At 68.1% G+C, this 22,976-nt stretch carries 24 protein-coding genes; 11 read left to right on the forward strand and 13 right to left on the reverse strand.

From position 1 onward, the window contains the following. The first annotated feature begins 76 nt into the window (after positions 1-76). The 4 genes from AB4Y68_RS04160 to AB4Y68_RS04175 are packed head-to-tail and all read left to right on the forward strand — an operon-like array spanning position 77 to position 3,603. Positions 77-850, forward strand: coding sequence for an ABC transporter permease (locus tag AB4Y68_RS04160; RefSeq protein WP_441454247.1), 774 nt, complete (start codon positions 77-79; stop codon positions 848-850). Between the two features lie 40 nt (positions 851-890). Then, positions 891-2,054, forward strand: a complete 1,164-nt coding sequence (locus AB4Y68_RS04165) for a chain-length determining protein (RefSeq protein ID WP_441454248.1) — start codon at positions 891-893, stop codon at positions 2,052-2,054. Next, the gene (locus AB4Y68_RS04170) at positions 2,054-2,725 is read left to right on the forward strand and encodes an ABC transporter ATP-binding protein (protein WP_441454249.1); all 672 of its coding nucleotides are present in this window, start codon (positions 2,054-2,056) and stop codon (positions 2,723-2,725) included. Before AB4Y68_RS04165 ends, AB4Y68_RS04170 begins: the two co-directional genes overlap by 1 nt. Beyond that, positions 2,722-3,603: a hypothetical protein gene (locus AB4Y68_RS04175; RefSeq protein WP_441454250.1), complete on the forward strand. Its 882-nt coding sequence runs from the start codon at positions 2,722-2,724 to the stop codon at positions 3,601-3,603. The genes AB4Y68_RS04170 and AB4Y68_RS04175 overlap by 4 nt, the downstream gene beginning before the upstream one ends. On the opposite strand, the gene rfbB is transcribed toward AB4Y68_RS04175, so the two are convergent. From rfbB to AB4Y68_RS04190, 3 genes are read right to left on the reverse strand one after another with little or no spacing between them, the layout of a single operon-like run. Next, positions 3,600-4,649: a dTDP-glucose 4,6-dehydratase gene (rfbB, locus tag AB4Y68_RS04180; RefSeq protein WP_441454251.1), complete on the reverse strand. Its 1,050-nt coding sequence runs from the start codon at positions 4,647-4,649 to the stop codon at positions 3,600-3,602. The genes AB4Y68_RS04175 and rfbB overlap by 4 nt on opposite strands. Positions 4,650-4,680: 31 nt before the next feature. Beyond that, entirely contained in the window at positions 4,681-5,268 is a 588-nt protein-coding gene (rfbC, locus tag AB4Y68_RS04185; protein WP_441454252.1) for a dTDP-4-dehydrorhamnose 3,5-epimerase, read from the reverse strand. Next, entirely contained in the window at positions 5,265-6,200 is a 936-nt protein-coding gene (locus tag AB4Y68_RS04190; protein WP_441454253.1) for a cell wall hydrolase, read from the reverse strand. The genes rfbC and AB4Y68_RS04190 overlap by 4 nt, the downstream gene beginning before the upstream one ends. A 113-nt stretch (positions 6,201-6,313) precedes the next feature. On the opposite strand from AB4Y68_RS04190, the gene AB4Y68_RS04195 reads away from it, so the two are divergent. Genes AB4Y68_RS04195 through AB4Y68_RS04205 form a run of 3 tightly spaced genes read left to right on the forward strand, consistent with a single transcriptional unit; the run spans position 6,314 to position 9,018 of the window. Continuing rightward, the gene (locus tag AB4Y68_RS04195) at positions 6,314-6,937 is read left to right on the forward strand and encodes a prepilin-type N-terminal cleavage/methylation domain-containing protein (protein ID WP_441454254.1); all 624 of its coding nucleotides are present in this window, start codon (positions 6,314-6,316) and stop codon (positions 6,935-6,937) included. Beyond that, entirely contained in the window at positions 6,924-7,967 is a 1,044-nt protein-coding gene (locus AB4Y68_RS04200) for a general secretion pathway protein GspK (RefSeq protein ID WP_441454255.1), read from the forward strand. Before AB4Y68_RS04195 ends, AB4Y68_RS04200 begins: the two co-directional genes overlap by 14 nt. Then, positions 7,936-9,018, forward strand: coding sequence for a hypothetical protein (locus AB4Y68_RS04205; RefSeq protein ID WP_441454256.1), 1,083 nt, complete (start codon positions 7,936-7,938; stop codon positions 9,016-9,018). The genes AB4Y68_RS04200 and AB4Y68_RS04205 overlap by 32 nt, the downstream gene beginning before the upstream one ends. Before the next feature lie 3 nt (positions 9,019-9,021). On the opposite strand, the gene AB4Y68_RS04210 is transcribed toward AB4Y68_RS04205, so the two are convergent. Next, positions 9,022-9,489, reverse strand: coding sequence for a pilus assembly FimT family protein (locus tag AB4Y68_RS04210; protein ID WP_441454257.1), 468 nt, complete (start codon positions 9,487-9,489; stop codon positions 9,022-9,024). Next, positions 9,464-9,931 (reverse strand): type II secretion system major pseudopilin GspG, encoded by a 468-nt coding sequence (gspG, locus tag AB4Y68_RS04215; protein WP_441454258.1) that lies wholly within the window; start codon positions 9,929-9,931, stop codon positions 9,464-9,466. Before gspG ends, AB4Y68_RS04210 begins: the two co-directional genes overlap by 26 nt. 137 nt (positions 9,932-10,068) lie before the next feature. Between gspG and AB4Y68_RS04220 the strand changes: the two genes are divergently transcribed. Genes AB4Y68_RS04220 through AB4Y68_RS04230 form a run of 3 tightly spaced genes read left to right on the forward strand, consistent with a single transcriptional unit; the run spans position 10,069 to position 13,564 of the window. After that, positions 10,069-10,746: a hypothetical protein gene (locus AB4Y68_RS04220; protein WP_441454259.1), complete on the forward strand. Its 678-nt coding sequence runs from the start codon at positions 10,069-10,071 to the stop codon at positions 10,744-10,746. After that, on the forward strand, positions 10,743-11,210 hold the full coding sequence (locus AB4Y68_RS04225) for a hypothetical protein (RefSeq protein WP_441454260.1): 468 nt from the start codon (positions 10,743-10,745) through the stop codon (positions 11,208-11,210). The genes AB4Y68_RS04220 and AB4Y68_RS04225 overlap by 4 nt, the downstream gene beginning before the upstream one ends. A 17-nt stretch (positions 11,211-11,227) precedes the next feature. Next, positions 11,228-13,564 carry a secretin N-terminal domain-containing protein gene (locus AB4Y68_RS04230; protein WP_441454261.1) on the forward strand — a complete coding sequence of 779 codons (2,337 nt, stop codon included), beginning with the start codon at positions 11,228-11,230 and terminating at the stop codon, positions 13,562-13,564. A gap of 4 nt (positions 13,565-13,568) precedes the next feature. Here AB4Y68_RS04230 and AB4Y68_RS04235 read toward each other — a convergent pair whose 3' ends face one another. The 7 genes from AB4Y68_RS04235 to AB4Y68_RS04265 all read right to left on the reverse strand — a co-directional run bounded on the left by AB4Y68_RS04235 (position 13,569) and on the right by AB4Y68_RS04265 (position 21,262). Next, positions 13,569-13,994, reverse strand: a complete 426-nt coding sequence (locus AB4Y68_RS04235; protein WP_441454262.1) for a type IV pilus modification PilV family protein — start codon at positions 13,992-13,994, stop codon at positions 13,569-13,571. Beyond that, positions 13,994-15,202 carry a type II secretion system F family protein gene (locus AB4Y68_RS04240; protein WP_441454263.1) on the reverse strand — a complete coding sequence of 403 codons (1,209 nt, stop codon included), beginning with the start codon at positions 15,200-15,202 and terminating at the stop codon, positions 13,994-13,996. The genes AB4Y68_RS04235 and AB4Y68_RS04240 overlap by 1 nt, the downstream gene beginning before the upstream one ends. A 1-nt stretch (position 15,203) precedes the next feature. Further along, the gene (locus AB4Y68_RS04245; protein ID WP_441454264.1) at positions 15,204-15,881 is read right to left on the reverse strand and encodes a class I SAM-dependent methyltransferase; all 678 of its coding nucleotides are present in this window, start codon (positions 15,879-15,881) and stop codon (positions 15,204-15,206) included. Then, positions 15,871-17,634: a GspE/PulE family protein gene (locus AB4Y68_RS04250; protein WP_441454265.1), complete on the reverse strand. Its 1,764-nt coding sequence runs from the start codon at positions 17,632-17,634 to the stop codon at positions 15,871-15,873. Before AB4Y68_RS04250 ends, AB4Y68_RS04245 begins: the two co-directional genes overlap by 11 nt. 40 nt (positions 17,635-17,674) lie before the next feature. Then, positions 17,675-17,935 (reverse strand): hypothetical protein, encoded by a 261-nt coding sequence (locus tag AB4Y68_RS04255; RefSeq protein ID WP_441454266.1) that lies wholly within the window; start codon positions 17,933-17,935, stop codon positions 17,675-17,677. A gap of 113 nt (positions 17,936-18,048) precedes the next feature. After that, a complete protein-coding gene (locus AB4Y68_RS04260; RefSeq protein ID WP_441454267.1) occupies positions 18,049-19,452 on the reverse strand; it encodes a hypothetical protein in 1,404 nt (467 codons plus the stop codon). 241 nt (positions 19,453-19,693) lie between these two features. Next, a complete protein-coding gene (locus AB4Y68_RS04265) occupies positions 19,694-21,262 on the reverse strand; it encodes a class I SAM-dependent methyltransferase (RefSeq protein WP_441454268.1) in 1,569 nt (522 codons plus the stop codon). 92 nt (positions 21,263-21,354) lie between these two features. Between AB4Y68_RS04265 and AB4Y68_RS04270 the strand changes: the two genes are divergently transcribed. Next, positions 21,355-22,074: an SAM-dependent methyltransferase gene (locus AB4Y68_RS04270; protein ID WP_441454269.1), complete on the forward strand. Its 720-nt coding sequence runs from the start codon at positions 21,355-21,357 to the stop codon at positions 22,072-22,074. Positions 22,075-22,102: 28 nt separating this feature from the next. Here the strand turns inward: AB4Y68_RS04270 and rfbA are convergent, their stop codons facing one another. Continuing rightward, positions 22,103-22,975, reverse strand: a complete 873-nt coding sequence (rfbA, locus tag AB4Y68_RS04275) for a glucose-1-phosphate thymidylyltransferase RfbA (RefSeq protein WP_441454270.1) — start codon at positions 22,973-22,975, stop codon at positions 22,103-22,105. Position 22,976 lies beyond the last annotated feature (1 nt).

Below are 22,976 nucleotides of genomic sequence, written 5' to 3' on the forward strand. Positions count from 1 at the left end.
CGCGGCGTGATCGGCCAACGGTAAAGGCTGTTTCGCGATAGATTTCTCTCGCGCCCGGCGCGCCTCAAATGCCCTGATGTTCGAACCTCTCGTCCGCCATTTCAAAATCGTCGGCGCACTCATCATGCGTGAAATGGCGACGCGCTTCGGACGCGAAGGGCTGGGTTTTGCCTGGGTCGTCGGCGAGCCGTTGATCTTCTGCTTCGGCGTCATGGCGCTGTGGACCCTCACCAAGCCGCCCTATGAGCACGGCGTCCGCATCGCGCCCTTCGTCATGACCGGCTATATGTCGCTGATCCTGACCCGCCACATGATCGGCCTTCTGGGGGGCGCGCTCCAGGCCAACCTGGGCCTGCTCTATCATCGCCAGATCGCGCCGCTTCACATCTTCGCCGCTCGCATCGTGCTGGAGTTGGGCGGAGCCACGGCGGCTTTCTTCATCATCTATGTGGTGCTGCTCTGCCTCAAGCAGGTCGGGCTGCCGCATGACTATCTGCTGCTCTATGCTGGCTGGTTCCTGCTGGCGTGGATCTCCTGCGGCTTCGCGCTCATTCTCACCGGCCTGGCCATGCGCTATGAGACGTTCGAACGTGTCGTCGGCTTGATCAGCTACATTCTGATTCCGGTTTCCGGCGTCTTCTTCATGGTGTCGTGGCTGCCGCCGAGCGTTCGCCACCTGTATCTCTACGTCCCCTTCCCTCACGGGGTGGAGATGATCCGGGCGGGGGTCTTTGGGGAATTCATTCCGACCTACTACGATCCGCTCTATGCGCTCGCGGTGGGCACTGTTTTCAATATTCTGGGTCTGCTGCTGATCGCGGGCGCCCGGGACCGCATCTCGGTTGAATAGAGACATCGTCCGATCATGAATCACATCGCCCAGAAGACGAATGGCTGACACCAACCTGACCTATCTCGGCGCGGCGGATGAACCGCACGCCGCCCGTCCAGCCAAGCGCTCCTGGCGCAAGCGGCTGCCGTTGGGCTTCCTGATCGTGGTCGGGATCCCGACCCTCGTGAGCGGCATCTACTACGGCCTGATCGCCTCGCCGCGCTATGTGTCGGAATCCCATTTCGTGGTCCGTTCCGCCAGTTCCAACCAGCCAACGGGCCTGGGCATCGCCCTGCAGGGCGTGGGCATTTCCAGCGGCATGAACGACGCCTTCGCGGTCCATGAATACATGGCCTCGCGCGACAGCGTGAAGGCGCTGCAGAGCCGCTTCAATCTGAAGGCCATGCTGGACGGCTCGAAAATCGACTGGTTTTCGCGCTCGCCGCGCCCCTGGGAGGGCAAGAGCGAGGAAGCGCTCTACAAGGGCTTCAAGCGGTTCCTGACCGTCGGCTACGACGCCACGTCGGGCATCAGCACCGTGCGCGTGGAGGCCTTCACCGCCAAGGACGCCCAGGCCATCAACGCCGCCATGCTGGACAGCGGCGAGGCCCTGATCAACCGCCTCAACGAACGCTCCGCTGCCAACGCGGTCCGCGACGCCCGCGTGTCCTACGAACAGGCGCGCGGCGAACTGGCCGCGTCGCAGCAGGCCCTGACCGCGCTGCGCAACAGCGCCCAGTTCATCGATCCGCGCGCCGCCGTGACGGAATCGACCGGGGTCATCAGCGGCCTGCTGGTGACCATCGCCCAGCTGCGCGCCGATCGCGCGCAACTGGCGTCGGAGGCTCCGTCGAGCCCGCAACTGCCGGTCCTCGACAGCCGTATCGCCGCCTATGAGCGCCAGGTCGAAGAGGCCCGCGCCAAGGTCACCGGCGGCGCCTCGTCGCTGGCGCCCAAGGTCGGCGTCTATGAGGAACTGACGATGCGCCGCGAAATCGCGGACAAGGTCATGGCCCAGGCCACCGCCGCCCTGCTGACCGCCGAACAGGACGCCCGCCGCCAGAAACTGTATCTGGAGCGCATCGTCGCCCCCAGCGAACCGGACAAGCCGACCGAGCCGAAGCGCTGGCTGGCCCTGCTGACCATCTTCGCCTCGTCACTGCTGGTTTACGCCGTGGGCTGGCTCGTCTGGGCCGGCGTGCGGGAGCACAGGCAGGACTGATGCAGACCCCCGAGGCTCCGGGCCTGCGCGTCATCAACGTCGGAAAGACCTATCACGGCGCCGCCAAGCCCCTGTTCCAGAATATCAATTTCAACCTGGGCAAGTCGGGGCGGCTGGCGATTCTCGGCCGCAACGGTCAGGGCAAGTCGACCCTGATCAAGATGCTGGGCGGCGTGCTGCTGGAATCCGAGGGGCGTATCGAATGGCGGATGTCGTCGTCATGGCCGATCGGCTTCGGCGGCGGCTTCCAGGGCAGTCTGTCGGGCTTGGACAACGTCCGCTTCCTCGCTCGGCTCTATGACCGCGACTTCCGCGACATGCTGGCGCGGGTGGACGACTTCGCCGAACTGGGCAAGGCGCTGCGCGATCCGGTCAAACACTATTCCTCGGGCATGCGCGCGCGTCTGGCTTTCGGCCTGTCGCTGGCCATCGAGTTCGACTGCTATCTGATCGACGAACTGGTCGCGGTGGGCGACGCCCGCTTCCAGCGTAAATGCCAAGAGGCGCTGTTCGAGCACCGTGCCCACCGCGCCTTCCTGATGGCGTCCCATGACACCCATCTGATCGCCAGCTACTGCGATCAGGCCCTTATCATCGAGGGCGGCCAGGCCAAGATGTTCGACGACATCGACGAGGCGGTCGAGGTCTATACTTGGCTGCGCGCCGCGTGAGTCAGCCTCTCTCTTCGACCGCACGATGGATCGTCGTTCCGACCTTCCGCAACGACATCGCGTGGCGGGCCGCCGTGGTGGCCGCCGCCGCCGAGGCCGGACTGCGGCTGCATGATCTCGACGCCTTCCCCCAGGACGCGCCCCTAAGCGATCCAGGGACGGTCATCCTGACCGCCGACGCCCAGCGCGCGGTCGAGGCGGGCGTCACGGCCCTACATCTCGCCGGCCTGATCGCCGCCCCCGGCATGCGGCTCAGCGACGCGGACGACCCTGACGCGCCGCCGCCCCACATCGCGGTGCTGACGGACCTAATGGCCCGCACCGCCCTATTGCCGCCGGATCGACTGTTCCGCAGCGCCGACTTCGACGCCGGTCCGGTCGAGGTCCTGCCGGGCGTGAAGGTGCATCGGCCGGCGCCCGCCCCGACGGACACCCCTCTTTCGCCGCGCCTGCGCGCGGTGACGGAGGCGGTCGCCCTGCTGGACCCGGCCCGGCCCCAGGCGGTCTGGGCGCCCGAATTATTCAACTACGATTCCCGCACCGTGCCGGGCGGCGCCCGCGGCCAGCTGGATCTGACCGGCCGTCCGCGCTTCATGATCACCGGCCCCTACATCACCCTGCCGCCGGGCCGCTGGCGGGCGACCTACCGCCTGACCTTCGACGCCAAGGGCAGCCGTCCGCGTTTCCGTGTCGACTGGGGCAGTCAGACCGACTTCATCTCTAAGGAATTCACGCCCGGTCGCGCCGGAGTGTTCGAGATCGTCCAGGAGTACGACTGGACCGAGCGCGCGCCTTGCGAACTGCGAATCATCGTTCTGGAAGGGGTGTTCGACGGCCGGATGACCTTTAGCGGCGCCCAGATCAGCCGGGTCGGCTAGAACGTTCCCAGACGGGCCAACCCCTTGGAATCGGCGACCAGCGGCGCCCACCAGACCTCGTTGTCGAGGTACCAGCGCACGGTCCGCTCCAGCCCTTCGACGAAACCGACCTCCGGCGTCCAGCCCAGTTCCTGGCGGATCAGGCCCGCGTCGATGGCGTAGCGGCGGTCGTGGCCGGGCCGATCCGCGACCATCTGGATTCGCTCCGCATGTCCACGACCGTCCGCAGCGGGCCGGAGCCGGTCCAGCACGTCGCAGAGGGCGTGGACCAGTTGCAGGTTGGTGCGTTCGGCGTCGCCGCCGACGGCATAGGTCTGGCCCGGCGACCCGCGCTCCAGGATGTCGGCTAGGGCGCGGGCGTGGTCGTCGACGAACAGCCAGTCGCGCACGTTGCGGCCGTCGCCATAGACCGGCAGGGTCTCGCCGCGCAGCGCGCGCAGGATCATGGTCGGGATCAGCTTCTCGGGAAACTGCCGGGCGCCGTAGTTGTTCGAGCAGTTGCTGATGATTGTCGGCAGGCCGAAGGTGTGGCCCCAGGCCCGGACCAGATGATCCGACGCCGCCTTGGACGCCGCATAGGGCGAGCGCGGGTCATAGGGGCTGGTCTCCGAGAACCGCCCTTCGTCGCCCAGAGATCCGAACACCTCATCGGTCGAGACATGCAGGAAGCGGAAGGCGTCACGCGCCGGGCCCGATAGTCCGCGCCACGTCGCCAGCGCCTGATCCAGCAGCACCTGGGTCCCCACAACATTGGTGCGGACGAAGACGGCGGGGCCGTCGATCGAACGGTCGACATGAGTCTCGGCGGCCAGATGGACCACGGCCTCGGGGCGGAAGTCAGCGGAGACGGCGGCGACGGCGACCGGATCGGCGATGTCAGCGCGCACGAAGCTGTAGGCGGGATCCCCTTCGAGTTCGGCCAGCGAGGCCTCGACCCCGGCATAGGTCAGCAAGTCCAGAACGTGGACCTCATGGCCGCGCCCCAGCAGTTCCCGCGCCAGGGCCGAACCGATGAAGCCGGCGCCGCCGGTAAGCAGTATCCGCACGATGCTCTCCTTGGCCGCCGACCGGACCGAGCTAGCCGCTAAACTTGGCCAGGTCCACGACCGACAGGGTCATCGGCGTCTCACCGGTGAAGGGCGTGTCCAGATCGCGCAGGCGCGGCCAGCAACGGTCGCGATCGGCCAGGACGGCGTCACCCGCCGCGACGGGCCAGGCGATCTTCAGGTCCGGGTCGTCCCAGGCCAGCCCCGCCTCATGCGCGGGCGCATAGGGAGCGGAGACCTTGTAGATCACCTCGGTCCCCGGCTGCAGGGTGACGAAGCCGTGGGCGAAACAGGGCGGCACAAACAGCTGGTCGCCCGTCTCCGCCGACAGTTCCACTGCATGATGCATCCCGAAGGTCGGCGAACCGGCGCGCAGGTCCACCACCATGTCGAGAATGGCGCCGCGCACGCAGCGCACCAGCTTGGCCTGGGCGTAGGGCGGGCGCTGGAAATGCAGCCCCCGGATCACGCCCGCCGGTTCGGAGCGCGAATGATTGTCCTGAACGAAGTCGCAATCGATCCCGGCGGCGCGGAAACGCCCGCGCGACCAGGTCTCGGAAAACCAGCCCCTGTCGTCTCCGTGGCGCGGCGTCCGCACCAGGATCACGCCTCCCGTCACGATCCCGCCGGGTCGGCCGGAGCGTCGTTCGACGCCGCCTGGGCGGTCATCAGCGTATAGGCCCGATCCAGCGCCTCGTTGCGCACGAACAGGAGGCGAGCCTGCGCCGGTTCGCGCTCATAGCCGCCCGGCGTCGATCCCCCGTTCAACGGCGCGCCATAGAAGATATGCGCCCCGATCTGGCGCACCCGCGCCAGCTGCTGTCCCCACGACGGGCGGACGTAGTTGGCGTGATAATTGACCGAATTCTTGGGCAACTGGCTGGAAGACCGCCCTTCATAGACCTCGCGGGCGATGCGCTCGGCGCGGGCCCAGGCCACGGGATTGACGGCGCGCCGCCCGATCGAGCCGTCGCAGGTGAAGGTGAACTGGCAGGTCCGGCTGTTGCGCTGATAGACGACCTCGCAGACCCGCTTGGGATAGGCGCGGTGACGCGAGCGGTTCAGCACCACCTCGGCGACCGCCGCCTGACCTTCTTCGCTCTCGTTGCGCGCCTCGTAATAGATGGCCTGGGTCAGGCATTCGAGATCATTGTCCGGCACGCGGGGCGGCGTCTTCAGATCCAGATAGGGCGACGTATAGCCGACGCGGCGAGGCCCCGAGGCGGCAGACGCATAGGCGGGCGGGGCGAAGGTCGAGGCTGGCTCGGCCCGCGACGGGCGACGGACGCCGGGGCCACGACGCGGCGCGGGCGGAGCGTCGGTCAGACGAACGCCCCTGCCCTCCTTGACCATGGTCTGCAGGCGGGCGTTCAGACGCGTGCGACGATCATGGTCGCTTTCGACCGGCGCTTCGGCGACGGCGGGGGCATAGGCGGGGATCGGCTTGACCGCGCCGGCTTCGGCCTGGGCGAAGGGGACGTGATTGGTCAGGCCCGCCCAGACGGCGCACCCCAATCCTCCTGCAATCAGCACCGAGGCGACGCCGCGCATCATCCCCCCCAAAGTTTCACGATCTGCATAACAGCCGGGGCCGTCAGCGCCAAGCTGAGGCGTAATCTGGACCGATTGGCAGGCGGCGCGGGAAGCCCTATCAAGGCTCCATAATGCAGACCGCCAGCCGCGCCGGCTTTTCCCTGATCGAAGCCCTGGTCGTCCTGGCGATCGGCGGCATGGCGCTGGCCGTCATCTTCTCAATCGGGATCAAGGCCGGCGACACCGGCTTTTCGCTGGGCCGGCGCGCCATGTCGGTGGCCGACGCCGACGTGGCGATCAGCGACCTGCGCAGCATCATCCGCAGCCTCAGCCTGCGCCCGCCCGCCACCATCGTCGAAGGCGTCGACCTGCCCATCGTCGCCGGTCCGGAGCGGCTGGAGGCCGACGCGGTGATGGAGCGGGCCACCGGCTGCGCGCCCCAGGGCTGGGCCGGACGCCTCACCCTGACCATCGAGACCCAGGGCGCGGAACGGGTGCTGATGTGCCAAGCGGGACCGCGTAAGACGCCGATCTTGACCCTGCCGCGCGGCGCACCCGCCGCCTTCTCCTATTCGCCCGACGGCGCGACCTGGACCCCCTCATTCGAGACGCCGCGCGGCGCGCCGGTCAGCATGGAGAATTTCCGCAGCCAGAGCCTGTGGGTGCGCCTGAACGGCGGGCCGAAGATGGACATCGTGGACCTGGTCTATTCCGGCCAGCCCGCCCTGTGGATGCGGCCCAGTGCGGAGTTCTGAGGTCATGCGCCGCGACGGCTTCGCCCTGCCGGCCGTCCTGGCGGTCACGGGCGTGGTGACGCTGATCTTCCTGGTGGCGATAACGGCGCTGGCCAGTCTGACGGCCGAGGCGGCGTCGGCGCGGGTGCGGGTGCGTTTCCTGCAACGTGCCCTGACCGCCGAGGCGACCCTGTCCTACATGGCGGCGACCGAGCCGATGCGGGCCTACGGGTTCGGGGTTAACGACGCGCGCGGTTTCATGGACCTGGCCCAGACCGATGCCCCGGCCAATCTGTCGGGCGCGGCCGTCGAGCCGGTCCGGCTCGACGGCCGCGCCTATCTGATGGACGTGGACGGGCCTCTGGTGGTGCGGATGCGCGACCAGGCGGGCATGATCAACATGGCCATGCTGTACGGCCAGCCCTATGAGCGCCTGATGGAGCGGATCGGCGTGAACGCCGACCTGCGCCAGGAGATGATTGCCCGCTATCAGGACTACGTCGACACCGACGACCTGAAACAGCCGAACGGGGCCGAGCGTCGCGACTACCCCGACGGAGGGCCAGCCAATCGTCGTCTGATGCGTCCGGCCGAATGGCTGTCGATCCTCGGCGCCCGCGAGGCCGTCGACAAGCGCCGCTGGCGCGCACTGCGCGACGATCTGGCGGCCGATCCCATGTCCGCATCGATCAACGTCAACACCGCCAGCCCAGCCGTGCTCGCCATCCTGTTCGGCATGAGCGAGGCCCAGGCCCAGGCCCTGATCCGGGCGCGCGAGCAGGCGCCTTTGACCTCTCTCGCCGACATCGCCAATGTGACGGGAATGCCGTTCGGCGACGATTTCGAGCGTATCTACACCTATCCGTCCGGCGCGACGGTCTTCACCATTCGCGACACCCGTTCGGCCTGGACATACCGGGCGCGGCTGGCGCTGACGCCCTCCGGCCTTGAGCAACCGCTCTGGATCGATCAGACTGAACTTACAGAGGCCCCTCGCCGGGCCGTGGCCGACACATCCAATGCAACTCGACTTCCTTACGCCCCGCGTTGAGCGGCTTAACGCCGATGGCGCCATAGACGTCGTCCACCCCGGCGGCGCCCTGGGCCGAGTGCTGCGTCGGCCGGTGCTGCTGCTGGCCCGCGATCTGTGCGCCTTTGGCCTGTTCCAGACCGCCGCCCTACCGCGCGGCCGTCGGCGTCAGGCCGCCACCCTGCATGCCCGCGTGGCGGCGCCCTATGTCCGATCGGGCTCAGCGTTAAGCAAGGCCGGCGACGACTTCGGCGTCTGGTGGTGGGACGCCGACCGCGTCGACACCCTGCTGGCGTCCCGCGCCGTGACCGCCCGCCCTCTGATCAGTCCCGAGACCCTGGCCCAGCCGCGCGGCGAGGGCTGGCGCATCGTCCGCCTCAAGCTCGGCTACGAGGCCCAGCTGTGGCGCGGCAAGGCCCTGGTCGCCTCGGCCTGGCGCCGCGAGCGCTATGACGTCGCCGCCTGGTCGGCCTTCGTGCGGCTGCAGCGCGCCGCCGAGACCGCGCCGGAAAACCCGCCCGCTCCGGCCGACCTGCCCATCGCCTTCGACAACCGCGATGCCTTCGCCCTGGCCCCGGTCGAGCTGACGCGCGAGCAGCTGGCCCTGGTGGTCGGCGGCGGCGCGGCCTTCGCCTCGCTGTCCTTCGGCGCCTTCCTGTTCGGCCAGGGCTATCAACTGTCCAATGACACGGATCAGGTCGAGGTCAAGACGGCCGAAATCCGCGCCGCCACGCCGCGCGCCGCCGCCGTGCGCAATCTGGACGCCAGCCAGAAGAAGCTGATCGCCTATCGCCGCATCGAGGCGCAGACCAGTCCGCTGAGCGCCGCCGGCGCCGCCATCGGCATCCTGGCCTTTCACGAGCTGACGCCCACGTCGCTGAACGCCGAGGCTGAGACGCTCAGCTTCGCCCTGCCCTACGCCGCCCTCGGCAAGGTCGCGGCCCTAGTCGACGACCTGGAGAGCTCGGGCTATTTCCACGACGTCCAGCCGCGCACCGACGGCACCGCCCAGACCCTGACGCTGGAAATGAAGGTGCGCGAGGCGGCGCCGCCGCTAACCCCGGAACCCTGAGCCCTAAGAGGCGGCGCGCTTCTTGACCCGAGCGGCCTGCAACCGGATGAACCGGCAGGTGCCGTCGTCAGTGCGGAGGGTCATGACCACCCGATCCTGATTGATCAGATTGGCGCTGACGGTCGAACAACCGCCGCCCTCGGCGATGTCCAGCGCGGGCGCGAGCGTGTAGCGCCACGGCGCGCGCAACTCGAGCAGCCGATCGTCCTCGGTTTTCGGCATGGAGGGATCGACGATCCGCAGCGGCTCACCCGTGCGGTTCGCCTCGCGCCGAAGATCGGAAACCTGGCGCTGGAACTCGAAGAAGACCGCGTGCGACGTGGTCTGGTCCAGCATCCGGGCCGTGGACGGCATGATGATGGCGGTGCTCAGGGCGAAGATCGCCAGCACCACCAGCACTTCGATCAGGGTGTAGCCGCCCCTGGAAGGCGGGGGCGGCATGGGATCAGCGGGCCTGATCGGAACTGACATCGGCGTTGACGCCCTGGCCGCCTTCGGCGCCGTCGGCGCCATAGCTGATGACGCGCGCGCGGTTGTCGGGAGCGACGTCGCTTGAGGCCGGCGCGGCAGGGGCGACATAGATGTAGGGGCGCGCCCAGGGATCGGACGGCAGGGCCTTGTCCAGATAGGGGCCCGACCAGCCGGGCACCTGTTCGGCGTTGGCCTGCATCAGCAGCCCCAAGCCTTCCTGCTCGGTCGGCAGGCGGCCGATGTCTAGACGCATGGTCTCCAGCGCGGCTTCCAGCGAGCGGATCTGCAGGCGGGCGGTCTGGGTCTTGGACTTGTCCAGTTGCGCGAACAGACGCGGCCCCACGACCGCCGCGATCAGGGCGATGATCGACAGGACGACGAGGATCTCGAGCAGGCTGTAGCCTTCACGAGATTGACGGCCGCGCTGATGCGACGAGGCCACGATCAGCGAAAAACAGTGACGGAGACGGGAACGGTCGCGGTGCATCAAACGATCGCCTTGGATTTCTAAGCTGTTATGGGCTTTTAACGGTTGCTATAGCTCAGGGCTCATGGGGGGTCGATGCGAAATGCAGACCCGTGCGCCGCAACACTGAAACGGGACGCGTCTTGCAGGGCTTCTTCGCTGACATGGTCGCTTCGACGCGCGCGTCGATCGAGACGCTGAAGGACCGGCTGCGCCGCACCACGATGCGCGAGCGCGTCCTGCTGGGCGGACTGGTTCTGGGCGCCGCCGTCTATGCCCCTGTCGCCGCGCTGGAATGGCGCACCACCCAGGCCGACCGCTACATCGACGCCCTGACCGAACAATCGACCGCCCGACTGACCGCCAACGCCGCGCGCCGCATCGCCGCCGGCGCCGCCGACCGTCTGGCGCTGGAGGACATGAACGGCTGGGGCTTCGAGGCGAGCAACACCGCCGTGGCCCAGGTCCTGATCGAACAGAGGCTGCTGGAAGCCGCCACCGCGACCGGCCTGCCCAATCCGCGCATCACCACCAACGCCAAGGTCGAGGCCATCGGTCCGACCCAATGGCTGGAAGCCGAGGTTCAGGCGGACCTGCGCTGGGGCCCCGCCTTCGCCTTCCTCGACACGCTCGGCGAATGGCCCGAGGGCTTCCGCGTGACAGCCTTCCGCTATGAGATCACCCCGCCCAACCCGCTGCTGATCGGCGCCGACGCGCCCCCGCCCAGCGGCAAGCTGCGTATCGGCCTGGCCTTCCCTGTGCGGATTTCCAGTGCGGGAGCGGCGTCATGAAGCGGTTGCTGTGGCTGGCCCCGCCGCTGGTCCTGGCGCTGGCCTTCCTGACCGGCGCCGCCTATCCTGGCCGTCCGGAGGAGCCGCCCGCCGTGGTGCGCGGCCAGTCGGCGCACTCTGGGGCGGCGTTGCGTCCCGGCGAGAGCGCCGTGGGCGCTGTGGCCTTCCTGAAGACGCTGCGGTCCGACCCCCCGCCTCCGCCCCCGCCCCCCCCCCCGCCGCCGCCTCCGCCCCCCCCGCCGCCGCCCGACGTGGCCGCGACCTTCCGTGCGGCGCTGCGCGGCGTCGAGCGCGACCCGACCACGGGCCGTCAGCGCGTCCTGATCAGCGACGCCTCGGGCGGCGTCTCGACCCTCAATGAGGGCGGGCGCTTCGGCGAGGGCTGGCGCATCAAAAACATTTCGGCGGAAGCCGTGACCCTGGCCAAGGGACGCGAGACGCGCGTCGTCCGGGTGTTCGGTTGAGTATCGAGGAGAATGGCATGACGAACCTGACCGCGGGTCCCTCCGCCTTCCGGCGCCCTGCTGCGACCGCCCTGCGTCGTGCGGGCCTGCGCGCCGCCGTCTGTCTGGCGCCCATGGTCATCCTGGCGGGCTGCGCCGCCTTCCCCGAGATGAATACGATGGTGTCGCGGCCCGATACGCGGGTCGAAGGCGCGTCGCAGGACGGATTGATCGGCAGCGGCGTCGCCGTGGACCGCGGCTCGCGCGCCCAGACAGGCACCCTGGCCATTCCCGGCCCGGTCGCCCCGGCGGGGCCCACCCGCCTGCCCGCCACGCCCGAGCAGATCGCGGCCCTAGTCTCGGACGAGACGGTGGACGCCAATCTGTCGCCCCAGTCGATCCCGCAGTTCGCCGCCACCGTCTTCGGCGGCGTGCTCAAGGTGCCGTTCACCCTAGCCCCCGACGTCGCCGCCCGCAGCGAGGTCATCGCCGGCGGCAGCGGCGGCCCGATCAGCAAGCGCGCCCTGTTCAGCCTGACCCAGCAGGCGCTGAAGCAGTACGGCGTCGAGGTCTATGTCGATGGCGGCTTCGTCACCGTCGGCGCCACGCCGCAAGGCGGCACGGCCCTAGAGGTCAACCGCAGCCGCGCCCCCTCATCCACGGCGGGGCGGGTGGTGCAGTTCTATACCGTCCAGACCATCGAGGTGAACGCGCTACAGAGCCTGCTGCAGGACCTCTATCCCAATCTGGCCGGTGCCCGGATCACGCCCGACCAGTTGAACAACAGCCTGATCATCTCCGGCTCCGGCCGGGAAGTGGCCCAGGTGGTCCGCGCCCTGCGCGAGATCGATCAGCCCCGCTTCGCCGGCGCCGAGGTGCTGCGCATCGAGCCCTCCTTCTGGGCCACCGACGCCCTGGCTGGCGCCCTGGAGCAGGTGCTGACGACCGAGGGCTATGTCGTGTCGCGTCAGGCCCCGGCGGGCCGCGCCCTGGTCATCCTGTCCTTCCCGACCGCCAACCAGATTCTGATCTTCGGTCGCGATCCCGAGGTCCTGGGCCGCGCCCGCTACTGGGCCGAAACCATGGACCAGCCGGCCGCTCTCGGCGACAAGGCCTCGACCTTCGTCTACCAGGTCAAGAACACCGACGCCGCCTCTCTCGGTCAGTTGGCCATGGGCCAGGCGCCGACGGTGGCCCAGCCTCGCGCCCCGGTCGGCGTTCCCGGCACGCCGCCCGCCCCGATGAACGGCTCCATCGCCGGTCAAGGCGCGAACGCCCAGCAGGGCGCCGGCGGCCCGGGCGGGCAGTACATGAACGGGCGGGTGCTGACCGACCCTATCGGCAACCGCATCATCTTCACCGGCACGGCGAGCGAGTTCGCCCAGTTGCGCGGCCTGCTGACGACGCTGGACACCCCGGCGCCCCAGGTGGTGATCGAGGTCATGATCGCCGAGGTCACCCTGAGCGACAACACCAGCCTAGGCGTCCAGTTGTTCGGAAGGGATGTGCGCGGCGACGGCGTGCTGAGCGGCGGCACCGAGGGCATCGAACTCGGCGGGGGCGGCCTGTTGATGAGCTTCATCGGGCCGGAGTTCCGCGCCCGGCTGAACGCCCAGGCCTCGAACAACCGCGTCAACATCCTGCAGCGCCCGCAACTGGTCGCCCGCAGCGGAGGCACAGCGCGCTTCCAGGTCGGCACCGACGTGCCGATCATCACCTCGCAGCGCGCCACCAACATCCAGGTCGGCGGCGACAGCGACATCCTGCAAAGCGTCCAGTACCGCCAGACCGGCGTGATCCTGGACCTGCAGCCCGTGGTCTATGGCGATCGGGTCGACATCACCATCAGCCAGGAAATCTCGGAGGTCGGCAAGTCGACCAACAGCGCCATCGCCAGCCCGCCGATCCTGAACCGCAGCCTGACCACCCAGATCGCCATCACCGACGGCTGGACCGGGGTTCTGGGCGGCCTGATCAGCAACAACTACTCCAAGGTCAACGACGGCATCCCCTTCTTCAAGGATATTCCGCTCATCGGTTCGGCCTTCCAGAGCAATTCCGTGACGGGAAACCGCACCGAACTGCTGATCCTGATCACGCCGCACGTGCTGCGCGGCGATGAGGACATGGCCGACTATGCGGACCGCTACGCCAGCGACATGAACGCCGCCTTCCGCACCGGCCGCGGCTGGTCCTATACGCTGACGCCCTTCAATGTCGGCTTTGGGGTGCGCGGGATCGGCTTCGACCTGCCGGCGCCGAATCGCCCGTCGGATCGTCGCGCCGCGGAGGCGCCGGTCGCCGCAGCACCTGCACCCGCCGTCGCATCCACCGTCACGGTTACGCCGCCGCCCGTCGAGCCTGCGGCCGACTAAGGCTTCAGCCTTCTGACTGCAGCCGTCGCCAACCCAGGCGGTCGAACACCAGGGGCGCCGGGGGCCGCCCCTGCGCCCGCTCGACGCCGACCGTGACCTGAAACAGTTGCACTTCGAAGGCGCCGTCGCCCGCCGGGAAGCCCGCATTGCTGCGGCGTTCGCTCTTGGGCTCGGCCGACCAGACCACGACATCGCCGCCCGGCACTTCGATCCGCCCTTGCGGTTGCGCCATCGGATTAAGGTTGCGGGTCAGGGCCAGGGCGTTCTCCTGCGCCGCCACCTGTTCGATGGCCAGGGCCGCGCGCTGCTGACTGCGCGTCATCTGAATCTGCAGCTCGAAGATGGCCATCAGCGTCATCGAGGCGATGGCCAGGGCCACCAGGGCCTCGATCAGGCTGAAGCCGTCGCGCCCCCGCGCGGCCATCCGCATCAGACGACGCCTTCGTAAACGCTGGACAGGGCCAGAACCAGCGACAGGGCCACGAAGCCGACGACGATGGAGATGATGCCGATGGCCATGGGTTCCAGCAGGGCCGTCATCCGCTTCATCCGGTCGCGCAGCCGCGCCTCGTAGTTGTCGGCCATAAAACCGAACATGACGCCGATCGCCCCGGATTTTTGACCCGCGCGTAGCAGGCTGAGGTCCATCGCCTCCAGCCTGGTGTGCGCGCCCAGCGAGGCGTCCAGCGTCATGCCGGCGCGCAGGTCGCTGTCCAGCAGGTCGAGTCCCTGGCGGAAGGGGCCGATTGGCACCGCCGCCCGCGCCAGCGCCGCCGCCGACAGCAGAGGCACGCCGTTGTTCAGCGCAAAGGCCGTCAGCCGCGCCCAGGACGCGACCTCGCGCGCCTGGATCACCGCGCCGACGACAGGCAGACCGTGGGCGACGGTATAGGCCCGCTCGCGAAACGCCTTGTTCGAGACGATGAAGACGATGGCCGCGACCAGAAGGGCCGCACCGATGCCGACCACGCCCAGATTGGCGTTGGCGAACTCGCCGGTCTCCAGCACCCAGCGCGACATGGCGGGGATGTTCTCGCGGTCGTCGCCGATCATGGTGGCGAAGCGCGGCACCACCTGGGTGAAGATGAAGCCAATGGCGGCGACGCCCGCGAAGCCGAGGAAGCCCGGATAGGTCATGGCGTTGGCGAAGTCGCGCTGCAGCCGGTCCTCATAGGCCATCTGCTCGGCGGCCTCCTTCAGCACGTCGGCGATGCGGCCCGAGGCCTCGCCCACGCGGGCCATGGCGTAGACGTAGTCGGGGAAGCCGGGGACGTGCTCCTCCAACGCGTCGCCCAGCGAATCGCCGCGCCGCAGGGCGCCGATGGCGGCCTGGAACTGGCGCTTGCCCTTGCGGGCCTGCATCCCTTGCGCGACCGTATCCAGCGCCTCCAGCAGGGAGACGCCGGCTTCCAGCATCAGCGCCATCTGACGCAAGACCAACACCCGCTCGCCAGTGCGCAGGCCCCGCTCGCGGCCCTCGGCCTTGGCGGCGGCGGCGGGCTTGATGCGCACGACGGTCAATCCGTCGGCGGCCAGACGGCGCATGGCCACGGCCTCGTCGGCCGCGCCGATCAGGCCCTTGACCATCCGTCCGTCGCGACCAGCGGCTTCGTACCGGAATGTCAGTTGGTCGGTCATCCTACAGCCGGCGGAAACAGGCCATCCGCTGTCCGCGCGGATGGTCCCACTCCCCGATCGGCTCGAACGCCCAGACCGACGGATCGACCGTCCAGGTCAGGTCGCTCAGGCGGTAGTGGTAGGGGTCCTGGTAGTCGTAGGTCGTGACGCCGCCGCCCGGCTGGGCCAGCGGCGCGAACAGGTCCTGACCGTCCAGGCACTCGAAATAGGTGGCGAAGAACCGCCCGCCCGAGGCCATGTGCGGCGCCAGATTGTGCAGGCAGCGGCGCAGGTGGTTCAGCGGCAGGTGGGTGAAGACCGACTGGGCGATGGCGAAATCCATCGGCTGGCTCAGGAAGTCGAAGCCGAAGTCGTCGTTGACGCCGAAATGGCTCCACGGAACCTTGGCGCGCTGATCTTCGGTCAGCTCCTGCTCATAGCCGGCGCGAATCAGGGATTCGTTCAGGTCCGAGCCGAAATAGCGGTCGGCCTCAAGATATTCGACCGCCCGCGCGCCGAGGCGCAGCGAGCCGCAGCCGACGTCGAGCAGGCGGTGATGCGGCTGCATTCCCTGGCGGATCAGGAACCGCATCTGCAGGTCGCCGATCTCGTCCCACAGGCCGCCGATCACCTCGCGGTGACGGCCGTCGCGCACGCCGGCGCTGACGGCTTCCTGATCGTAGTAGCCGCTATGGGACACTGGACGCTCCTTCGGCACCGGCGATGCGATAGACTTCGGTCAGGGCCGTCTCGCCGCGACGGGCCTTCAGATAGCCGTCGTCGGCGAAGCTGAGGAAGCCCTCGCTGCGCGCGGCGGCGGTCAGTTGATCCTCGTCAGCCGAGGCGCGCATGCCGGCGATCAGGGCCGGCGACATGGGGGCCAGCTCATAGACGCCGACGCGGCCGCGGAAGCCGCTGCCGCCACACTTGGCGCAGCCGACGGGCTCGCGCCAGGCGGCGGGTTCGCGCTTGGCGACGGCGCGCAGATGGGCGGGGATCGCCATCTCGTGGATCTTGGCCTCGGCCGAGGTCGAGGGCCGGGCGCAGTCGTCGCACAGACGCCTGATCAGCCGCTGGCCCGCCACGCCGCGCATGACGTCGGCCAGCAGATAGTCCTCGATGCCCAGGTCGAGCAGGCGCGGAATGGCGGCCAGAGCGGTGTTGGTGTGGACGGTCGAGATGACCATGTGGCCGGTCAGGGCGGCCTGGACGGCGATTCGCGCCGTCTCGGGGTCGCGGATTTCGCCGATCATGATGACGTCGGGGTCCTGACGCAGGATGGAGCGCAGGCCGGCGGCGAACGTCAGGCCGATCTCGGCGCGCACCCGCACCTGGATCACGCCGGGCAGGTCCAGTTCGACCGGGTCCTCGACGGTGATGATCTTGCGCTCGCCGTCGTTGAGATGGGTCAGCAGGCGATAGATGGTCGTGGTCTTGCCCGAGCCGGTCGGGCCGGTGATCAGGAAGACGCCGTTGGGGTGTTCAGCCAACCGCAGGAAGCCGGCTTCCTGTTCGGCGCTGACGCCCAGTTCGGACAGTTGCGGCAGACGGCTGGTCTTGCCCAGCAGACGCAGGACGATCGATTCGCCCCAAGAGCACGGCAGGGACGAGACGCGCAGGTCGACCTCCTGGCCAGAGACGCGGATCGACTGACGCCCGTCCTGCGGCAGGCGGCGCTCGCCGATATCCATGCCGCTGAGCAGCTTGATGCGCGAGCAGACGGCGTCGAAGTTGGAGCGCGGCGCGCTGCGGGCCGTGGTCAGGACGCCGTCGATCCGCATGCGGACCAGGAAGCGGTCCTCATAGGGTTCGACGTGAACGTCCGAGGCGCGACGCGTCAGGGCTTCGGCGAAGACGGCGTTGACGAAGTCGATGGTCGGCGCTTCCTGCGCCAGTTCGCGCAGGCGGGCGGCGTCGGCGCCGGCCCCGCCCAGCCCGGCGTCGAGCGTCGGGGCGTGGTCGCGGCTGATGTCCTCCGTCAGCGCCTCGATCAGCGAGCGTTGCGCCAGCAGGAAGACGACGGGTTCCGCCGTCGCCTGGGCGATTCGCTCGCCCAGGGCGGGGTCCATCGGCTGGACGGCGGCGCAGAGGATGCGCGAAGCGCCGCCTTCTTCGCCTTCCGACGCGTCCTCGCGCCAGGCCACGGCCTCGCGTTCGGCCCACCAGCCCAGGGGCGAGCGGATTTCGTCGAGGAAGGCGGAGATTCGCGCCGGCGCCGGGCCGTCCTCGGGCGCGAGCACCGGCAGGTTCAGCAGTTCGGACAGGACGTCGAGAAGCTGGGCTTCCGACAGGGCCCCGAGGCGCACCAGATTGAGCCCGATCAGGCCGCCGTTCTGCGCCTGCAGCGACAGGGCGTTGGCGATGTCGGCGGGGCGCACCAGGCCGCGCTCGACCAGAACCTCGCCCAGACGACGCCGGGCGGGGCTGAGATGGGCGGCGGCGGACGGGTTCACGCGGGGATGCTCCGGCGACAAAAGGGGCGCGGCGAAAGCCTTAGCCCTGAATCTCGGGCATCAGGCCCAGGACGACCGAGCGCATGTTGGTGCTTTCGGGGGCCATGGCGCGGAGGAACAGCAGGGTGTTTCCAGCAGCTTCGCGGAAGGTGAAGCTGGAGGTGTCGAAGGCGCAGTTCTCGAAGCGCGGCGGCTGACCGCCATCGTAGTTCAGGACGGCGTCCTTGAACTGGATATTGCGGAAGGTGTTGCCGTCGAGAACGACATCACCGGTCAGGGTCTGATCTTTGAAAACGGCCACGAGGCTCTCCGACTGAAACAGGTCCAAGTGATAGCCGCTGATCCCCCTGTGGCGCAAAAGAAAAGGGGAGGGCTTTCGCCCTCCCCTTCCTTTGATCGACTGAGACCGAAGTCTTAGTTGGTCGGCTCGTAGCCGAAGCCGCTGCCCGCGACGTCGTTACGACCCAGCGAGACTTCCGACAGGGCGCCGTTGACGGTGCTCTGAACGAAACGACGCGTGATCAGGTCGGTGGCGAGGCCTTCGACGGTGATGCGGATGTCGCCGCGGCCGAAGTCGGCGCCCAGGGTCGTCTGCAGCGAGGCGCTGGTCAGGACCAGTTCACCGCCGGCGGGGATCGAGGTAGCCAGCGGCACCAGGGTGGCGCTAGCGGGGATGCCCTTGGAGCTGGTCAGCAGTTCCAGCGAGACAGCGCCGGTAGCCGCGATGCTCTTGTTGGCGATGCGGATGACGGTGTTGCTGGTCGAGGTCTTGGCCAGGGTGTCCGAAGCGACCCACGGGATCAGGTAGGAGGTGCCTTCACGCGTGATCGGCTGCAGCGCGGCCGGGCCGAAGGCCGGGATCGCGTTGTAGGTCGAAGTCGGGGTCAGGACGACCGAAGCGGTGTAGTTCGAGCCGCTGATCACCGGGGTGCCCTTGGCCAGCACAGCCGTGACGGGGTAGCTGCCGGTCACCGGCGTCAGATCCGTGGTGGCCGTAGCCGTGCCCGTGGTGCCCGACAGCACAGCTGCCTTCGAGAAGCCCGGACCAGTAACCGACAGGTTCACCGAAGCCAGATCGCCCTTGATGGTGATCGCAGCCTTGGATGCAGCGTTAGCGGCAACCTTCGTGGCCGTGGCGATACCCTCGTAGAGGTTGACGTCGGTCGCGATGTCGATGGTGCCCAGTGCAACGTCGCCCGTCAGAGCCTTGAAGCCCGACTTCAGCGTAGCCGAGGTCGCCGTGGTGTCGGCAGTGAACTTGACGTCGAACGCCTTGGCGAACGAGATCAGATCAGTCGTCTTGGTGGCGGTGGTCGCCGTGCCGCCGTCAATGGCGGTGCCCAGTTCGGTGGTCAGGTTCGTCGTGACGTTGACGTTGCTGGTGCCGTTCAGAACGACCGGAAGAGCGATGTGGATCGCGTTCACGTCATCGCAGCCAGCCAGGCTGGAAACGAGGAAGGTCACCGAGCTGGCGGCCGCGCCGCCGCCGGTCGAAACCGTGGTGGTCGGAGCGCACTTGAGGTTGGTGACGATGGCGCCGGCGGTGACTTGTTTGCCGAAGGTAGCGCCGCCGGTCAGGGCGACGGTCAGCAGAGCGTTGCCCGAGGGCAGGATGGCGCCCGTCGACGGCGTCAGGGCGAGACCGACAACACCGGCAGCGTTACCGGCCGCATCCAGCTTCACTTCGCTGGCGATCGTACGGGCGGCAGTGACATTTGCACCCGTGACCGTCGTGGCCGTCAGCGTGCTGGCGTTGGCGGCACCGGCGATGGCCAGCGTAGTCAGCGCTGCGGCGCTGAGGATGGATTGCTTCTTCATAAACTCCCCCTGGGGATTTGAGATCTGATCGTTTTAAGGCGCCATGGTGGCAGGAAGGACTCAAGAAGGGGAAGAATCTCCTTCCTGCGACCATGCCTCGGCTAGGCCTTACTAGCGCGCGCCTCACAAGGCCGTCAACCGACATGTGGTTTAAACCGGGCGAATGTTCGGCAAGTTAACACGAAGTAAATTCGGGGCTTAGCGGATATTGTGTCAGGGATGTGAAGCTGAGCAGGAAAGCCTAGCCCCGTTTTTGCCCCGACTGTGGCGCCGATACCTCCACTATCTCAAGACCGCGAAGCATCGGCAGGGTGTCCGCAAACCTGGCGGCCACGGACTCCAGTTCCGCCAGATTATCCGCGTCGCTCTGGATCGGCGCGCCATCTCTGAGAAGCTTCTGACCTTGACTATTCACAAGCGCCCACGCGTCCGCCGCCCATTCCTTGGGCGTGCGCCGGCCGGCGCGGATGGAGGCCAGGAAAATCTGCTCGAACCGCGCCAACGGCACGCCGCCCCCCGTCACAGGCGAAGCCAGGTAGCCGATAGCCTCGCCGGAGCGCGACTGTTCGATCAACGCCGCGTTCAACTTGCGCGCCGCAGGACGTGCAGCGGCGATCGCCTTGTCGGGTTGAGGGAAGTTGATCGAGTTGATCCCGCCCAGCAGCATGACCGCCTGGAGAACCTGAACCAGGGCGATGCCCTTCAAGGCCAGCGCCTGCTCGATCTCGCCGATCGTGTGCGGCTTGTGGTCCGCCAGGACGTCGAGGAAGGGATCATAGATCGCCTCCTGGAGGGAGACCTGGCCCAGCGTGGTGGAAATCGCCTTGGGCACGCCCTCGCGCGGGACCGACAGGATGACGCGGGTGGCGCGGATGGCCTCGAACCGCTCCGCCTGGCTCATGGTTCGCGAACCCTTGATCCAGTAATCGCGACGGAACTGCGTATTGCAAAGGTAGTCGCGGGCCATCTCGCGGAAATCTTCGTTCTCAATACCGGCCAGGAATTCGCGCTGCTCCGCCGTGAGGTGCGCCTCCTCGACGGCGTCGGACAGGCCGGCCGTACAGGCGAAATCGAGCTTGGCCTCATGCAACTGAGCCGCGATCTCCGTGAAGTACATCGGCTTCCAGTCGCGGTTCAGATATTCGTGCGCCAGATAGGCCTTTTGCATGCCTTTCAACGCCTCGAACCGCTCCATCATCCCGGCGTTGGCGCGCATGTAGACAGGGTTCAGAGCGAAGAACTGGTCGGCGAAGCCCATGGCAGCCTCAAGCTTGGTCAGGCTGGATTGACCGTTCGACCCCATGATCTGGCCATGGCGGGCCATCAGGTCGCGCAGCGGCATGGCGGCCGCCCAACCGGGCAGGACATTGTAGCTGATGTAGGCGACGCCGCCCACGCGCAGCTTGCGTCGCAGGAAGTCGACGATCAGGGCGCGGTTCTCTTCCGAGATCCAGCTCCAGATGCCGTGCAGCCCGATGAAATCGAAGTCGGGCAGGTCGTCGCGGTTGCAGAACTCCGCAAAGCTCTCGTCCGTCAGGACCGCCTTGGCGCCGGCGGCGTCGGCCATCCAGTTGGCCGCGGCGGCGTGGCTGGGATTGAAGTCATCGCCGAACCAGTTGACGCCCGGTTGCGCGGCGGCGTGCATGGCGATGGAGACGCCCTGGCCAAAGCCCAGCTCGCAGGCGTTCTCGATCTTCGGCGGCGCATAGCCGGCGTTCAGCAAGGCCAGCGGCAGGCGCGCCGGATTCAGCTCGTTGAAATAGCCGGCCGTATAGGCGACATCGGCTACGTAGCCGGAAGTCCAGTCCATTTGAGTATCCCCGAAGCGCGTTTGCATCCTAGCCGTTACCCGCTAAGGCAGCGGTTGAAAATAGCAGCGGCCCCGCCGGGGATGGAAAACCGATGAACGTGCGCGACTTCAGCAATGAGCAAGCCCTGGAACTGGCGGCGGGCGCGGGCCACTATCGCAGCTTCGTCGGGCCGGCCTATCGCTATGACCTGCTCGGCGGGTCGCAGTTCTCGCTGCTGTTCATGCTGGGGTTGCGCGAGCACCATCGGCTGCTGGACTTCGGCTGCGGCTCGCTGCGACTGGGGCGGATGGCTATTCCCTACCTGGCCGAGGGCAAATACTTCGGCATCGAGCCCGAGGCCTGGCTGATCGCCGACGGCCTGGCGCGCGAGATCGGCGGCGACATCCAGGGGATCAAGCGGCCGCGCTTCGACCACAACGCCGACTATCGCACGGACGTCTTCGGCGAGACCTTCGACTTTATCATCGCCCAGTCCATCTTCTCGCACACCGGCGAGGAGGCGACGGCGACGGCGCTGAAATCCTTCGCCGGCTCGCTGAGCGAGACCGGGCTGCTGGTCGCCAACTGGCTGATCGGCGAGGAGACGGCCGAACTGGCGCCCGAGAACTGCGGCTGGGTCTATCCGGAATGCGTGCCCTTCGCCCGCGCGCGCGTCGAACGGCTGGCGGCGGAGGCCGGGCTGGCGGTGCGGTTCTGCCCCTGGCCGCACGGCGGCGGCCTGAGCTGGTTCGTGCTGGCGCGCTCGGCCGAGATGCTGCCGACGGAAGAAGAGCTGGCGCGTCTGGCCGTGCCGCCGCTGGAACGGCCCTGAGGCCTCGAAGTCCTGAGCGGGCGGTCGCCTAGCGGCCGTCCTGCGTCAGGCCGCGCAGATAGCGGCCGTAGTCATTGCCCCCCATCGCCGCCGCCAGCCGCTCCAACTGCGCGGCGTCGATGAAGCCCATGCGCCAGGCGATCTCTTCGGGGCAGGCGATCTTGACGCCCTGGCGCTGCTCCAGGGTGCGCACGAACTGGGCCGCGTCGATCAGGCTGTCGGGCGTGCCGGTGTCCAGCCAGGCGTAGCCCCGGCCCATGCGCTCGACCGACAGCTGGCCGCGCTCCAGATAGGCGCGGTTGACGTCGGTGATCTCCAACTCGCCGCGCGCCGAGGGCGTCAGGTTGGCCGCGATGTCGACCACCTGCGCGTCATAGACATAGAGGCCCGTGACCGCCCAGTTCGAGCGCGGATGAGCCGGCTTCTCTTCGAGGGAGCGCGCCCGGCCCTCGGCGTCGAACTCGACCACGCCGTAACGACCCGGATCATTGACGTGATAGGCGAAGACGGTCGCGCCCGATGGCCGGGCGAAGGCGGCGCCGAACAGGTCGGTCGCTCCGTGGCCGTAGAAGATGTTGTCGCCCAGAATCAGCGCCGACGGCCCGCCCGCCACGAAATCGGCCCCGATGACATAGGCCTGAGCCAACCCCTCGGGGCGCGGCTGCTCGGCGTAGGCGATCGAGACGCCCCACTGGCCGCCGTCGCCCAGCAGGGTCTCGAACGCGGGCCGGTCGTGCGGCGTGACAATCACCAGGATGTCGCGCACCCCCGCCAGCATCAGCGTCGTCAGCGGATAATAGATCAGCGGCTTGTCATAGACCGGCATCAGTTGCTTCGAGACCGCGACGGTCATCGGATGCAGCCGCGAGCCCGTGCCCCCCGCCAGGATGATCCCCTTCATC

The organism is Brevundimonas sp. 2YAF1 (genome assembly GCF_052114745.1).
Taxonomy (GTDB): Bacteria; Pseudomonadota; Alphaproteobacteria; order Caulobacterales; family Caulobacteraceae; genus Brevundimonas.

Coding starts and splice junctions, on each gene's coding strand:
- AB4Y68_RS04160 (WP_441454247.1), top strand. CDS start 77: ATGTTCGAACCTCTCGTCCGCCATTTCAAAATCGTCGGCGCACTCATC.
- AB4Y68_RS04165 (WP_441454248.1), top strand. CDS start 891: ATGGCTGACACCAACCTGACCTATCTCGGCGCGGCGGATGAACCGCAC.
- AB4Y68_RS04170 (WP_441454249.1), top strand. CDS start 2,054: ATGCAGACCCCCGAGGCTCCGGGCCTGCGCGTCATCAACGTCGGAAAG.
- AB4Y68_RS04190 (WP_441454253.1), bottom strand. CDS start 6,200: ATGCGCGGCGTCGCCTCGGTGCTGATTGCAGGAGGATTGGGGTGCGCC.
- AB4Y68_RS04195 (WP_441454254.1), top strand. CDS start 6,314: ATGCAGACCGCCAGCCGCGCCGGCTTTTCCCTGATCGAAGCCCTGGTC.
- AB4Y68_RS04205 (WP_441454256.1), top strand. CDS start 7,936: ATGCAACTCGACTTCCTTACGCCCCGCGTTGAGCGGCTTAACGCCGAT.
- AB4Y68_RS04210 (WP_441454257.1), bottom strand. CDS start 9,489: ATGTCAGTTCCGATCAGGCCCGCTGATCCCATGCCGCCCCCGCCTTCC.
- AB4Y68_RS04225 (WP_441454260.1), top strand. CDS start 10,743: ATGAAGCGGTTGCTGTGGCTGGCCCCGCCGCTGGTCCTGGCGCTGGCC.
- AB4Y68_RS04230 (WP_441454261.1), top strand. CDS start 11,228: ATGACGAACCTGACCGCGGGTCCCTCCGCCTTCCGGCGCCCTGCTGCG.
- AB4Y68_RS04235 (WP_441454262.1), bottom strand. CDS start 13,994: ATGCGGATGGCCGCGCGGGGGCGCGACGGCTTCAGCCTGATCGAGGCC.
- AB4Y68_RS04240 (WP_441454263.1), bottom strand. CDS start 15,202: ATGACCGACCAACTGACATTCCGGTACGAAGCCGCTGGTCGCGACGGA.
- AB4Y68_RS04260 (WP_441454267.1), bottom strand. CDS start 19,452: ATGAAGAAGCAATCCATCCTCAGCGCCGCAGCGCTGACTACGCTGGCC.
- AB4Y68_RS04265 (WP_441454268.1), bottom strand. CDS start 21,262: ATGGACTGGACTTCCGGCTACGTAGCCGATGTCGCCTATACGGCCGGC.
- AB4Y68_RS04270 (WP_441454269.1), top strand. CDS start 21,355: ATGAACGTGCGCGACTTCAGCAATGAGCAAGCCCTGGAACTGGCGGCG.
- rfbA (WP_441454270.1), bottom strand. CDS start 22,975: ATGAAGGGGATCATCCTGGCGGGGGGCACGGGCTCGCGGCTGCATCCG.